The following is a 13,384-nucleotide window of genomic DNA, read 5'->3' on the forward strand; positions in this document are numbered from 1 at the left end:
CGGTGCGCGCCGGCCCGCGATGAACCAGGACGGCGGGGGCCGCACCACCCACGCCCCGGCCCCTGCCGTCCGCCGGCCCGGTGACCGGCCCGGGCGGCGGCACCGGCCCCCGTCGCCGCCGCTACGCCCGGCCCGACGCGGCCGGGGCGCGCACCGGATCCCCGGCGGTCCGGCGCTGCACGGGAAGGGGCGCCTTCAGCCCGCGCGGCCCGGACAGCACGTGGACCAGCCCGAACCCGGCCGCGACGACGGCCGCGCCGCCGACCGCGTCGAGCACCCAGTGGTTGGCGGTGGCGACGATCGCGCACACCGTGATCAGTGGGTGGAGGACGCCGAGCAGCTTCTGCCACCGCCGGCGCGCGAGGACCACGACCACGGCCCCGCACCACAGGGACCAGCCGAAGTGCAGCGAGGGCATCGCGGCGTACTGGTTGGAGATCGCGGTCATCGCCCCGTACGACGGGTTCGCCAGGTCCTGCACCCCGTGCACCGTGTCGACGAAACCGAGGCCGGGCATGAGGCGCGGCGGCGCGAGCGGGTACAGCCAGAAACCCGCCAGCGCCAGGACGGTGGCCAGCCCGAGCGAGGCGCGCGCCCAGCGGTAGTCACCGGGGCTGCGCCAGTACAGGACGGCGAGGATGCCGAGGGGGACCACGAAGTGGAAGGAGGTGTAGTAGAAGTTGAAGAAGGCCTCCGGCCAGCGCGTGTTCACCACCGCCTGGTTGACGGCGTACTCGATGTCGATGCCGAGCGCCCGCTCGATCCCGTGGATCCGGCCGGCGTTGTCCTCGGCGACGGAGCGGCTCGCGGGGGCGGCGGCGCGGATGTGCGAGTAGACCGAGTAGCCGACCCGTATCAGCAGGAGTTCCAGCAGCAGGTTGGGGCGCGAGGCGACCCGCCGCCAGAACGGCAGCAGCGGGACGCGGGACCAGCGCGCGTCGGCGGGCCGCCCGTAGACGGTGGGCACCGGATCGCGCCAGTACGGGGAGGAACGCGGCAGGAACGGCACGGCGCAGGCCGCCGCCAGGGCCGCGAGGAGCGGCACGTTGTCGCGTACGGGGGCGAGCGCGGCCAGGTTGGGCAGCAGTACGGCGCTCGGCAGGGTCATGGCCAGCACGACGGCGACGGGCCACACCGGGCGGTCGGCCGCCCGCCTGCCCACCTTGCCGGCGACGGCGAGGAGCACCCAGAGCAGCTGGTGGCGCCAGCCGGCCGGGGACACGGCGACGGCGACGCAGCCGGTGACGGCGACGGCGAGCAGCAGCTGGCCGTCGCCGGCGTAGCGGACCGCACGGCGCAGGCCGGTCCAGGCGACGGCGGCGGCGAGGGCGAGGCAGAGCGCGACCTCGCCGGGGCCGCTGAGGCCGAGGCGCAGGAGGGCGCCGTGCAGGGACTGGTTGGCGAGGCCGTCGGGGGCGCCGCCGAGACCGGTGCCGGCGAGGTGCTCGACCCAGTACGTCCACGAGTCGCGCGGCAGCGAGGCCCAGGACAGGGCGGTGGCCCCGGCGAAGGTCGCGGCGGCGGCCCTGGCGGCCGGGCGGCGGCCGATGAGCCACAGCAGCGGGACGAAGAGCAGCAGGGCCGGCTGGAGGGCGGCGGCGAGACCGGCGAGGAAGCCGGCGGGCCGTCCCGCGGGGACCCGGAAGACGGCGAGGAGCACCAGCAGCACGGGCAGCACGGCGGTCCGCCCGGGCAGGGCGGCTTCGCGGACGGGGAGGGAGACCAGCAGCAGCGCGACGAGCACGGGCGCGGCCGGCAGCGCGGCGCGCCGGGCCAGGGGGCCGGGGCCGGGGGCGGGAGCGGAGGCATCGTCGGGGGCGGGGGCATGGGCGGGGGCGGGGGCATGGGCGGGGGCGGGGCCGGAGGCGGGGAGCGCCCGCGCGGCGACGAGGCCGGTCGCGGCGACGAGGAGCACCGTCACGCAGGTCCAGGCCACCTCCACGGAGGGCGTGGCGAGGGCGGCCAGCGGCTTGAGGACGAGCCCGGCGAAGGGGGTGCCCGCGAACTGCCCGGCGTCGTAGAGCGAGCCGGGGAACTGGAAGCCGCCGAGCCACTCGCCCGGCGGCACGCTCAGCACCGCGGCGGCCTGTCTGACGCCGAGTACGGCGGCGAACGCCCACAGCAGGATCCGCAGCGCCCCCGGCCGGCCGTTACCGCCTATGACCCCGGCATGCCCGCCGGCACCGCCCCGCTCCGCCACGTCAGCCACGCCCCGCCGCCCTCCGCCCTGTCGACCGCCACGGTGACTTCGCCTGGCTGCCGCGCGTCGTGCCCCGTTTCATTACCTGGACGACGATATCCCGGGCGGGATCCCTAGGATGGCGGCCATGAGCATCGTGAAGATCAACGCGCTGACCGTCCCGGACGAGCAGCGGGAGCTGCTGGAGCAGCGGTTCGCCTCGCGGGCGGGCGCCGTGGAGGGTTCGGACGGGTTCGAATGGTTCGAGCTGCTGCGGCCGATCGAGGGGACGGACCAGTACCTCGTCTACACCCGGTGGCGGTCGGAGGAGGACTTCCAGGCGTGGATGGAGGGTCCGATGAAGGCGGCGCACCAGGGTGGGGGCGCGGGCGGGGCCGGCGGTGAGCGGCCGAAGCCGGCGGCTTCCGGATCGCAGGTGTGGTCGTTCGAAGTGGTGCAGCAGGCGGCGCCCAAGCAGGCCTGACGGCCGTCGGGGCGCGCGTCGGCCGGCGCCTCGGGCACGGGCGCGTTGGTCGGGGCCGCTGCGGGCCGGGGCGCGTTGGTCGGGGGCCGCTGCGGGCCGGGCCTGGGCGCGTGGGGTGTCAGGTCGGCTTCCCCGCTCCCCCGGCCCCCGGCCCCCGGCCCCTCCGGTCCGGCCCGGTGGGGCCGGACCTCCGGCCCCGCGCCGGGCGGCGCCTCTGCCCGGTCAGCTCCAGAAGGCGTCGGATTCGTCGATGTCCTGGGTGCACTGGTCGATGTCGGTGATCTTGCCGCCGACGATGGTGAAGAACAGCCCTTCGTGGATCTCGATGCCCCGGTCGCCGCGGTCGCCCTGGGCGACGTGCACGGACATCGCGTGGCCCCGGCCGTCCACCATGACGTTCTCCAGGCGGACCCGGAGGGTTCCGTTGGTCTCCTCGCCGAAGCGGCGGTAGAGCTCGAGGACGGCTTCCCGGCCCTTGTGGTGCCCGGAGAGCACGTTGTTGCCGGGCACGTGGTGGATGACGTCCGCCGTCATCAGCGTGCCCAGGGTCTCCATGTCGCCCTTGCCGAAAGCCTCGTAGCCGCGGCGGATCAGGGCACAGTCCGGATGCTCCGACATGACGGTTCAACCCTCCACTTGTGCGATTTACGCCTTTCCTCATCATCAGCCCGTGCCTGTGGATATTCCACGCGGCGGGTTCGGCGACCTCTGCACAATGACGCCATGGACAGGAATTCGATCACCACGAAAGACGCCACGACCACCGCGAACCGCAGGTGGGAGGTGGTGGCGGAGCCCTTCGCCAGCGCGGACGCCACGGCGCTGCGCCGCGCCTATTACGCGGAGGTCGCCGGCCGGTACTGGGCGCGGGCCGTCACCGAGGCCGAGATCGACCAGGGCATGCTGGACGACCCGGCGGACGGGCTCGTACCGCCGACGGGCCAGTTCGTGGTCGGCCGGCTCGACGGGCGGCCACTGGCCTGCGGCGGGATACGCCTGCTCGACCCCGCCACCGCCGAGCTCACCCGGGTGTACGTGGACCGGCGCGCCCGCGGCACCGGCGGCGGGGCGGCCCTGCTGTCCGCCCTGGAGGAGGCCGCCCGCGAGCTGGGCGCCACGCGCGTGCGCCTGGACACCCGCTCGGACCTGGTGGAGGCCCGCGCCCTGTACGCGCGCCACGGATACCGGGAGATACCCGCGTACAACTCCGGGCCGTACGCCGAGCACTGGTTCGAGAAGAACCTGGACGGCGGCGGGACCGTCTCCTCCTAGGCGGGTGCGTGGTCCCGGCGCGGCAGCGCGTCGTAGGGCTCCTCGGAGTCGGATCCGCACAGTTCCCGGTTGAGTTCCTCCACCAGCTTGACGAGGTCGGTGGGCCGGTCGGGCCCCCACCAGTCGCCGAGCAGCTCGGCGAGCGATTCCTGCCGCGCCTGCGCCAGCCGGGCCGCCACCTCCCTGCCCTGGTCGGTGAAGACCAGCTGGAGCCCTTCCCTGGTGGCGAGACCGCGTTCCTCGATCTGGCGGGCGGCCTCCGTGACGGCCTTGATCGGGACGGCGGTGCGCTCCGCGAGCACGGCCGGCTCGACGGAGCCGTACTTGTTGATCCGCAGCAGCAGCCAGCTCGCGGCGGGCAGCAGGTCGTAGCCCGCCTTCGCGGTGATCTTCTCGTACACGTGGCGGCGGCCTTCGCGGGTGCCGAGCGCGGACAGCGCGCGGGCGACCTCCTCGTGCGAGGAGCGGTGCACCGGGTTGGACGCCAGGGTCTCCGTCACATCGGGTGCGGTGACGGACGCGCGCAGCTTGTCCTCCTTCAGGAACCAGGAGATGAGGAAGGCGAGCAGCACCACGGGCACCGCGTAGAGGAAGACGTCGGTGATGGCGGAGGAGTAGGCGTCCAGCGCCCGTGGGCGCAGCTCGGGCGGGAGCGCTCCGATGGCCCGGGGATCGGCCTCCAGGCGTGCCGGGGTCGCGGTGGGCGGCAGCGGGATCCCCGCGAGGGTCTCGGACAGTTTGTCGTCGAGCCGGTTGGTGAAGACCGTGCCGAAGACGGCGACGCCGAAGGAGGCGCCGATGGAGCGGAAGAAGGTGGCGCCGGAGGTGGCGACGCCCAGGTCGGCGTAGCTGACGGCGTTCTGCACGACGAGGACGAGCACCTGCATGACCAGTCCGAGGCCGACGCCGAAGACGAAGAAGTAGACGCTCGTCTCCCAGTCGGAGCTGGTGCGCTTCAGCTGGTGCAGGAGCAGGAGGCCGAGGGCGGTGACGGCGGTACCGGTGATCGGAAAGACCTTCCAGCGGCCGGTGCGGCTGACGATCTGTCCGGAGGCGGTGGAGGCGATCAGCAGGCCGAGCACCATCGGCAGCATGTGGACGCCCGACATGGTCGGCGATACGCCCCGCACCACCTGGAGGAAGGTCGGCAGGTAGACCATCGCCCCGAACATCGCGAAGCCGATGACGAAGCTGATCACCGAGCAGAGGGTGAAGGTGCGGATCCGGAACAGGCCCAGCGGCAGCACCGGTTCCGCGGCCCGCCGCTCGACGAGGACGAACGCGACGAGGAGGACGGCTCCGAGGACCGCGAGCCCGATGATCCGGGCCGAGCCCCAGCCCCAGCTGCCGCCGAGCGAGGCGACGAGCACGAGGCAGGTGGCGACGGAGGCGATGAGGAAGGTGCCGAGGTAGTCGATGGTGTGCCGGGAGGAGCGCACCGGGATGTGCAGGGCGGCGGCGATGACGAGGAGCGCGACGAGACCGATGGGGAGGTTGATGTAGAAGACCCAGCGCCAGGAGAGGTGGTCGACGAACAGGCCGCCCAGCAGGGGCCCGAGGACGCTGGTCGCGCCGAAGACGGCGCCGAAGAGGCCCTGGTACTTGCCGCGCTCGCGGGGCGGGACGATGTCGCCGACGATCGCCATCGACAGCACCATCAGTCCGCCGCCGCCGAGACCCTGGAGGGCGCGGTAGCCGATGAGCTGGGGCATGTCCTGGGCGAGGCCGCAGAGGGCGGATCCGATCAGGAAGATGACGATGGCGGCCTGGAAGAGCTTCTTGCGCCCGTACTGGTCGCCGAGCTTGCCCCACAGGGGTGTGGCGGCGGTGGCCGCCAGCATGTAGGCGGTGACCACCCAGGACAGGTGCTCCATGCCGCCGAGGTCGCTGACGATGGTGGGGAGCGCGGTGGAGACGATGGTCTGGTCGAGCGCGGAGATCAGCAGGCCCAGCAGCAGGGCCCCGATCGAGACGAGCACCTCGCGCGAGGCGTGTTCGGCGGCGGGCTTCGGACCCCTGGCCGACGCGGTCACATCCTGAGCCATCGACTCCTCCTCTCCTCAGGCGGATCAACATCTCCATCCTGAGCGGTGTGTCCCGTTATGGCCTCTCGGAAGGGTTGGGCGGGACGGAGGGGGTCTGCATAATCGCTGGCAATGTCCAGGGGAGGGGTACCAGTGAGCACAGAGCGCTGTCCGGAGTGCGGCGCCGTGGGTGTCGGCTGTGAGTGTGCGCGGGGCGTGGGCTTCAACCCGCTGCGCATTCGCCCGTACGTGTCCATGCCGCAAGCCGACCAGGCCGGCCCGTCGTCCCCCCAGCCGGTCTTCGGCGCCATGGCCCACCCCGACGGGGACCCGGGCGGGGACCCGGGCGCGGACGGCGGTACGGACCCGGGCACGCCGCCCGTCGTCCCCCCGGCTCCCCAGGAACCTCCGGCGCCGGCTCCCACTCCCCCGCCCGGTGTTCCGTATGCGGCCGAGGCGGCTCCGTGGCCCGCCGCCTGCGCCGCGACCGGGGAGGATCCGCAGCACCAGGCCGCCCAGGAGCCGGACACCGCACCGCACGGGCACGCCGCCCGGGCCGACGAGGCCCCGACGGCCATGCTGCCGCCGGTCCCCGCCGGGCCGGGTCCCGCGGAGGGGCCGGGCACCCCGGCGTACGGCATACCCGTGGCCGGAGCCGTACCGCCGGCGGAGCAGACGGTACGGCTGCGGGCCGTCCCCCCGCGCGGGCCCGACGGCCGTCCCGCCGAACGGGCCCGCTCCCGGCGGCTGCCGCTGCTGGCCGCAGCGGGCGCGGCGGTGGCCGTCGGCGCCGTGGCGGTGGCCCTGGTGCTGTTCACGGGGGGCGGGGAACACGACGCGGCACTGCTGGACCCGAAGCCGTCGGCGCCCGCATCCGAATCCGCCCCGGCCGTGCCGTCCGAGGCGCCCTCCGGTCCGACCGCGAGCCCCTCCGCCTCGGCCCCGCCCTCCCCGTCGCCGAGCGCCTCCCGCTCGGCGTCCGCGTCCGCTTCCCCGAGCGCGTCCCGTTCGGCGTCGCCCTCCCCCACCGCGAGCCGCTCCCCGAGCCCCTCTGCCCCGCCGAAGTCGGTGAAGCCGGCCACGCTGCGTCCTGGCGACTCGGGGCCCGAGGTGGAGAAACTGCAGCGGCTGCTGTGGGAGCAGGCGCTGTACCGGGGCAGGTTCGACGGCCGGTACACCCGCGGCGTGGAGCGGGCGGTGGCGGACTTCCAGCTGGAGAACGGGATCTACGAGGACGAGTTCGGCGTCTACGGGCCGGCGACCCGCGCCGCCTTGGAGGGATAAGTCACTCGGCCGTTGGTGGCGCGCACCCCACCAGGTTTTGTATCGTGAAGGAACAAAGTGGTTCCGTCCGCAACCCCTGACCGGTGGACGGAACCACTTGTTCTCTTTCACCACCGTCTGGAGCCCCGCAATGCCGGCCAGCACCACCACCGCCCCCGCCGTCCTCACCGCCAGGGCACTGCTCCTGGACATGGACGGGACCATCGTCAATTCCGACGCGGTGGTCGAGCGCTGCTGGCGCGAGTGGGCACTGTCGCACGGGCTGGACCCGCAGGAGGCCATGAAGGTGGTGCACGGCCGGCAGGGCTACGCCACGATGGCGATCCTGCTGCCCGAGCGCCCGATGGAACTCAACCACGCCGAGAACGCGGTGATGCTGGCGCGGGAGACAGCCGATACCGACGGCGTGGTCCCCGTCGCGGGCGCCCCCGAGTTCATGGCGGCGCTCGCGGGCCTGCCGCACGCCCTCGTCACCTCGGCCGACGCCGCCCTGGCCGAGGCCCGGATGACGGCCGCCGCGCTTCCGATGCCGCCCGTGCGGGTCACCGCCGAGTCCGTCGGGGCCAGCAAACCCGACCCCGAGGGCTTCCTCAAGGGCGCCGCCGAGCTGGGCGTGGACCCGGCCGACTGCGTGGTCTTCGAGGACTCCGGGGCCGGTATCGCGGCAGGCCTGGCGGCCGGCATGCGCGTGATCGGTGTCGGCCCCCGCGCCGCCGCGCACGGCCCGACGGCCCACGTCCCCGACCTCACCTCGGTCCGCGCCGACCCCGCCGAGGACGGCACGGTCCGCCTCACCCTCACGCTGCCCGCATGACCCGCGCGCGCCGCCCGCTCCCCCGGCACGTCCGGCGCAGGCGGCAGTTCCGGGTCACCACCGCCAGGAGCGGTGCCCAGGCGAGTAGCGGGACGTAGCGGACCCCACAGGGGCCAGGCGGAGGGGCCTCCGGCGGCCACGGTGTCGCCGGTGCCGTTCAGCGGGGGCGAAGCCGGAGTCGTGGTTCAGGGCGGCCTCCGCGGCATGCGCCGTGGCCGGGAAGGCGCCGGCGGAAGCTCAGGCCGGCGCCGTGCCGAGCCGTTCCTTCCGGCCCCGGCCAAAGGCGCCCCGCGGGGCAGCCCCTCGCCGGGGGGTGCGACCGGCCCCGAGGTGAGGAGCGCCAGGCACCCGGCCACCAGCGAGAGCGAGAGCGCGTACCCCCACTCCACGGCCGGCCACCCGGCGTACCAGTCGGGCCGGCCGGCGGTCACCGCCGTCCGCCACGGCCCGGGGAGCAGGGCGCACAGTGGGACGGCGTAAGCCGCCCACCTGAGGGGACGGGGCGAGCCGTGGAGGGAAGGGGAGTGGCTGGCGGTCATCGTCGTTCCTCTCGTCCGTTGTCGTACCGCCATGCTCGTCCCGGCGCCAGGGCCCCCGCCTCCCCCGCCCGTGGGGGCCGTCTCCCCCGCACGGGGGAGGCCGGGCGGCAAGGGGTGCCGGCTGCACCCCCCGGGCCGGCGGGGGGGCAGGGCGGGCAGGCCACGGCCCGCCGTCCCACGAAGCGGACGGTCCCGGACCGGCGGGGGCCGGCGCGGATCAGGCCACACCGACCGCCCGGGGGATCAGACCGCACCGGCCCGGAGGATCAGGCCGGACCGGCCCGGATCAGCCCGCGATCGCCTCGTACAGGGAGAAGCCGGCCAGCGCCGCCATGACCGCGGCGGCGACCTTGGTGATGAGCCGCAGAGGTACGTACTTCATCAGCGTGCGCCCGCCCAGGATTCCGATGCCCGCGACGGCCCACAGCGCCAGCACCGCGCCGAGGCCCACGGAGAGCGGATTGTCGTACCTCGCCGCGAGGTTCGCCGTCATGATCTGGGTCAGGTCACCGAATTCGGCCACCAGGATCAGCATGAAGCCGGCCCCCGAGACCTTCCAGAAGGACTGGTCCGCGGGCGCCTTGACCTCCTCGTCCTCGTCGTTCTTCTTCAGGAGCAGCATGGCCGCGCCCGCGAGGAAGAGGAGACCGACGACGGCCTGGACGAGCCGGTGCGGGAGGAGCGTGAGGACACTGCCCGCGGCGATGGCGAGGGCGACGTGCACGGCGAAGGCGGCGGCGACGCCCGCGAAGACGTAGGAGGCGCGGTAGCGGGTGCCGAGCATCAGGCCGGCGAGGGCCGTCTTGTCGGGGAGTTCGGCCAGGAAGACGACGCCGAAGGCGATCGCGAGGACGCTGAAGCTGAACACGGGGTGGAAACCTCGATCGGTCGGTCGGGCAGGACGCCGTCGGACCGAGAGACCTGGATTCTTCAGGGGTCGCTTCGGCTCGGCGGCGCCCCGGGAGGTGTGATCACGTCACGTGCCACGCATGCGCATGCGTCGCGCGCGCCGCGTCACATGGACAGGGCACTGCGGCCGAAGGTCTCGCTGGCCGGCCGCTGACGCGGTCTGCCTCCGGGCGCCGGCTGGGTGACCCAGCAGTATGTCGACGGTCCGGCGAAGAGCTACTCCCCTTCTGCTCCGTTCAGGGTACGCGACGGCGCCGACGGGGCAACGACGTCCGGTATGTGAGTTTGACCCCACTCGCTCCCCCCTCGCACCCCGTCCACCCCCACTTCGGCCCACGCTTCGAGCGCCGGAATCTCAACTTCCCCTTGAGTGGGGACCGTTGCCGCCCTTGATGTGACGTGCCCATGTCGGCAATCTGTCACCTGGTGCCCGTCCCCGCGACATCTGGCGCCGCCACCATGGCCGCGCCCCGCCGGGGCCGCACGGCCACACCCCCCCACCCAGGGAGCCCTCCATGGCCCTCATATCCACCCGCACGTCCTCCGTCTACGCGCGTCGCATCGGGCGCGCGGGCGTCCTCGCGTCCGCCGTCGCCCTCGCCTCCCTCACCTCGCTCGTGAACGCTCCGGCCGCCCTCGCCGCTCCGCCCACCCCCATCACCGCCGCCGAGGCCCGCTCCTACCTGGCCACCGTCAGCCCCGCGGCCGAGGGTTCCCTCACGGGCTACAGCCGCTCGCTCTTCCCGCACTGGAGCACGGTCTCCGGAACGTGCAACACCCGCGAGACGGTCCTCAAGCGCGACGGCGTGAACGTCGTGACCGACTCCGCCTGCGCCTCCGTGAGCGGCAGCTGGTACTCGGAGTACGACGGCGCCACCTGGACCGCCGCTTCGGACATCGATATCGACCACATGGTCCCCCTCGCCGAGGCCTGGCGCTCCGGGGCCGCCTCCTGGACCACCACGAAGCGCCAGCAGTTCGCCAACGACCTCACGCGGCCGCAGCTGATCGCCGTCACCGACAACGTCAACCAGGCCAAGGGCGACCTCGACCCCGGCAAGTGGCTGCCGCCGCGCACCGAGTACCGCTGCACGTACGCCCGCATGTGGGTCCAGGTGAAGCAGTACTGGGGACTGCGCATGGACTCCGGGGAGAAGACGGCCCTGGTGAACCTCCTGAACGGCTGCTGACCCCAAGCCCCGCCCGGCCCTTCCCCGGTCGCGGCCCGGCCCCCTCGGGGAAGTGCCGGGATTTCACCCGCCCTATCCCCCGCCAGGGGGAGGCCCAGCCCCCTCCCTCCCCTTACCGTGATCGAAAGGTCTGCCGAGGAGGGGGAGTTGGATGGCCGGGCTGCGACTGGGACCACTGCTGCGCTACGTCGACTGGGACGCGGGCGACTCCGCCACGATTTGGGTCGAGGCGGACCGCCCGTGCACGGCCGAGGTGCGCTGTGCCGACGGATCGGGCGGCAGCATCCGCACCTTCCAGATAGCCGGCCACCACTACGCACTGGTGCCGGTCACCGGCCTGACGCCGGGCACGACCACGGCGTACGAGGTGCTGCTCGACGGGAACCGCGTCTGGCCCGCCGACGGTGACGGCTTCCCGCCGAGCACCATCAGCACCCCCGCCGTGGGGGGCGGCCCCGGGCGGCCCGTCCCCGGGCTCCGCGTCACGTTCGGCTCCTGCCGCCAGGCGGCCCCGCCCGCCGGCCGGCGCGGGCCGCACGGGGCCGACGCCCTCGACACGCTCGCGGCGCGGCTGGCCCAGCACCCCCAGGAGGTACGGCCGGACGTCCTGCTGCTGCTCGGTGACCAGGTGTACGCCGACCAGCTGTCGCACGCGACCCGCGAGTGGCTCGCCGCCCGCCGCGACCTGCGGGAGGCACCCGGCGCGCAGGTCGCGGACTACGAGGAGTACACCCGGCTGTACGACGAGTCCTGGCTCGACCCCGAGATCCGCTGGCTCCTGTCGACGGTGCCCAGCCTGCACATATTCGACGACCACGACGTCATCGACGACTGGAACACCAGCGCGGCCTGGCTGGCGGAGATGCGGTCCACCCCGTGGTGGCCGGAGCGGGTGCTCAGCGGGCTGATGTCGTACTGGGTGTACCAGCACCTGGGCAACCTCTCCCCCGCCGAACTCGCCGCCGACGCGGTGTACGCGGCCGTACGTTCCGCCCCGGACGGCACCGACGTGCTGCGCGCCTTCGCGGCCTCGGCGGACGCCGAACCGGCTTCCGTGCGCTGGAGTTACCGGCGGGACTTCGGCCGGACGAGGCTGCTGATGGTGGACACCCGGGCGGCCCGGGTGCTCGCCGAGGACGGACGGGCCATGCTCGACCCGGGAGAACAGCTCTGGCTCCGGGACAACGCCCTGGACGGGCACGGCAATTACGACCACCTGCTGATCGGGTCCTCACTGCCGTGGCTGATGCCGCCGCTCATCCATGACGCGGAAGTGTGGAATGCCGCGCTCTGCCGGGGGGAGCGCGGGGCGCGGTGGGCGCGCGTCGGGGAGGACCTGCGGCGGCGCAGCGATCTGGAGCACTGGGCGGCGTTCCCGGCGTCGTTCGCGGCCCTGAGCGATCTGATCGAGGAGGTGGGCACGGGCCCGCGGGCCCCGGCGACGGTCGCCGTCCTGTCCGGGGACGTCCATCACGCGTACGTGGCCGAACCTCGAATACCGAGCACGGCCCGGGTGTTCCAGCTGACCTGTTCCCCCGTGCACAACTCCATCCACCGGGTGGTGAAGTGGGGGTTCCGGCTGGGCTGGTCGCGGCTGGGCCGGTGGCTGGGGCGCGGCTTCTCCCGGCACGGCCGGACGGGCAGGCCGCCGGTGAGCTGGCGCCGGACGGGGGGACCGTGGTTCGGCAACCAGCTGATGACGCTGGCCCTGGCGGGCCGCAGCGCCCGGCTGCGGCTGGACCAGGCCCGGTCGGGCCGGGCCGGGACCCGGCTGGTGACGGTGCTGGACCGGGAACTCACCACGGCGGAGTAGGCCAGGGCTTCCCCGGGCCGGCGGCGGGCGTACGCTGTATGGCTGTCAGCCGCCCCTGCCGCTCCCCGCGACGACGCGGCGCTTCGGACTGGGGAGTCCCGCTGTGCTTGAGACTCTGGGGTCGTTGACCACGAGCCCCTGGATCTACGCCGTGGTGGCGGTGTCCGTGGTCCTCGACGTGTTCCTGCCGGTGCTGCCGAGCGGGATGCTGGTGATCACCGCCGCCGCGGCCGCGGCCACGGGTTCACCCGCCCAGGCCCCCGACATCAGGCTCCTGCTGGTGGTCGCGGCGACAGCCTCCGTACTGGGCGACACGGCGGCGTACCGGCTGGCCCGGCGCGGCGGGGACCGGCTCGACCGGGCCATCGCCCGGTCCCGCCGGCTGACCCGCGCCCAGGAACGCCTGGGCACCGCCCTGGCGAGGGGCGGCGGCGTCCTGGTGGTCATCGCCCGTTTCGCCCCGGCCGGCCGCTCGGTCGTCTCGCTGGGCGCCGGCCGGACGCGGCGCAGGGCGTCGGAGTTCCTGCCCTGGTCGGTGCTGGCGGGCATCAGCTGGGCGGGCTACAGCGTGTCGCTGGGCTACTTCGGCACCCAGTGGCTGGGCACGGCCTGGCTCGGCACCGCGGTCTCCCTGGCCGCCCTCTTCGCGGCGGGCTCCCTGGCCGCCTACCTCGTACGCCGCCGCCCCTCCGCGTCCCCGGCGCCGGCCTGACCCACCCCTGCCCGGCGCCGCGGGGAGCCCTGCCGGGCCTCCCGCCACGGGGCCAGCTCCTCCCCCGACCGCCGCGCCCCCGCGCGGAACCCGCGCAGTCGTCGGCGGGGACGCGCCACACCCGAAGGGAGCAGGCGGGTCACCCGTTCACCCGGCAGGGATCG

Annotated in this window: 11 protein-coding genes; 7 read left to right on the forward strand and 4 right to left on the reverse strand. The window is 74.1% G+C overall.

All coding sequences use genetic code 11. From position 1 onward, the window contains the following. Window positions 1-121 precede the first annotated feature (121 nt). Window positions 122-2,209, reverse strand: coding sequence for a phosphatase PAP2 family protein (locus ACZ514_RS28930; RefSeq protein ID WP_469126057.1), 2,088 nt, complete (start codon window positions 2,207-2,209; stop codon window positions 122-124). A 118-nt stretch (window positions 2,210-2,327) separates the two neighbouring features. Here ACZ514_RS28930 and ACZ514_RS28935 point away from each other — a divergent pair, with 118 nt between their 5' ends. Then, on the forward strand, window positions 2,328-2,663 hold the full coding sequence (locus ACZ514_RS28935; RefSeq protein ID WP_469126058.1) for an antibiotic biosynthesis monooxygenase family protein: 336 nt from the start codon (window positions 2,328-2,330) through the stop codon (window positions 2,661-2,663). A 222-nt stretch (window positions 2,664-2,885) separates the two neighbouring features. Here ACZ514_RS28935 and ACZ514_RS28940 read toward each other — a convergent pair whose 3' ends face one another. Further along, entirely contained in the window at window positions 2,886-3,281 is a 396-nt protein-coding gene (locus tag ACZ514_RS28940; protein WP_468171411.1) for a nuclear transport factor 2 family protein, read from the reverse strand. A gap of 105 nt (window positions 3,282-3,386) precedes the next feature. On the opposite strand from ACZ514_RS28940, the gene ACZ514_RS28945 reads away from it, so the two are divergent. Then, entirely contained in the window at window positions 3,387-3,935 is a 549-nt protein-coding gene (locus ACZ514_RS28945) for a GNAT family N-acetyltransferase (protein ID WP_469126059.1), read from the forward strand. On the opposite strand, the gene ACZ514_RS28950 is transcribed toward ACZ514_RS28945, so the two are convergent. Next, the gene (locus tag ACZ514_RS28950; protein WP_469126060.1) at window positions 3,932-5,980 is read right to left on the reverse strand and encodes an MFS transporter; all 2,049 of its coding nucleotides are present in this window, start codon (window positions 5,978-5,980) and stop codon (window positions 3,932-3,934) included. The two genes, ACZ514_RS28945 and ACZ514_RS28950, sit on opposite strands and share 4 nt — an antisense overlap. A 234-nt stretch (window positions 5,981-6,214) precedes the next feature. Between ACZ514_RS28950 and ACZ514_RS28955 the strand changes: the two genes are divergently transcribed. Continuing rightward, window positions 6,215-7,243, forward strand: a complete 1,029-nt coding sequence (locus ACZ514_RS28955) for a peptidoglycan-binding domain-containing protein (RefSeq protein WP_469126087.1) — start codon at window positions 6,215-6,217, stop codon at window positions 7,241-7,243. 130 nt (window positions 7,244-7,373) lie between these two features. Continuing rightward, window positions 7,374-8,057: an HAD-IA family hydrolase gene (locus ACZ514_RS28960; RefSeq protein WP_469126061.1), complete on the forward strand. Its 684-nt coding sequence runs from the start codon at window positions 7,374-7,376 to the stop codon at window positions 8,055-8,057. An 825-nt stretch (window positions 8,058-8,882) separates the two neighbouring features. Here ACZ514_RS28960 and ACZ514_RS28965 read toward each other — a convergent pair. After that, window positions 8,883-9,464 carry a TMEM165/GDT1 family protein gene (locus ACZ514_RS28965; protein WP_468171423.1) on the reverse strand — a complete coding sequence of 194 codons (582 nt, stop codon included), beginning with the start codon at window positions 9,462-9,464 and terminating at the stop codon, window positions 8,883-8,885. 556 nt (window positions 9,465-10,020) lie between these two features. Between ACZ514_RS28965 and ACZ514_RS28970 the strand changes: the two genes are divergently transcribed. From ACZ514_RS28970 to ACZ514_RS28980, 3 genes are all read left to right on the forward strand, one after another. Continuing rightward, entirely contained in the window at window positions 10,021-10,695 is a 675-nt protein-coding gene (locus tag ACZ514_RS28970) for an HNH endonuclease family protein (RefSeq protein WP_469126062.1), read from the forward strand. 151 nt (window positions 10,696-10,846) lie between these two features. After that, window positions 10,847-12,508, forward strand: a complete 1,662-nt coding sequence (locus ACZ514_RS28975) for an alkaline phosphatase D family protein (protein ID WP_469126063.1) — start codon at window positions 10,847-10,849, stop codon at window positions 12,506-12,508. Between the two features lie 103 nt (window positions 12,509-12,611). After that, window positions 12,612-13,220, forward strand: a complete 609-nt coding sequence (locus ACZ514_RS28980) for a DedA family protein (RefSeq protein ID WP_468171432.1) — start codon at window positions 12,612-12,614, stop codon at window positions 13,218-13,220. The last annotated feature ends 164 nt before the right edge of the window (window positions 13,221-13,384 follow it).

Source organism: Streptomyces sp. NPDC034086, from assembly GCF_055575515.1.

Coding starts and splice junctions, on each gene's coding strand:
- ACZ514_RS28960 (WP_469126061.1), top strand. CDS start 7,374: ATGCCGGCCAGCACCACCACCGCCCCCGCCGTCCTCACCGCCAGGGCA.
- ACZ514_RS28935 (WP_469126058.1), top strand. CDS start 2,328: ATGAGCATCGTGAAGATCAACGCGCTGACCGTCCCGGACGAGCAGCGG.
- ACZ514_RS28940 (WP_468171411.1), bottom strand. CDS start 3,281: ATGTCGGAGCATCCGGACTGTGCCCTGATCCGCCGCGGCTACGAGGCT.
- ACZ514_RS28955 (WP_469126087.1), top strand. CDS start 6,215: ATGCCGCAAGCCGACCAGGCCGGCCCGTCGTCCCCCCAGCCGGTCTTC.
- ACZ514_RS28975 (WP_469126063.1), top strand. CDS start 10,847: ATGGCCGGGCTGCGACTGGGACCACTGCTGCGCTACGTCGACTGGGAC.
- ACZ514_RS28970 (WP_469126062.1), top strand. CDS start 10,021: ATGGCCCTCATATCCACCCGCACGTCCTCCGTCTACGCGCGTCGCATC.
- ACZ514_RS28950 (WP_469126060.1), bottom strand. CDS start 5,980: ATGGCTCAGGATGTGACCGCGTCGGCCAGGGGTCCGAAGCCCGCCGCC.
- ACZ514_RS28945 (WP_469126059.1), top strand. CDS start 3,387: ATGGACAGGAATTCGATCACCACGAAAGACGCCACGACCACCGCGAAC.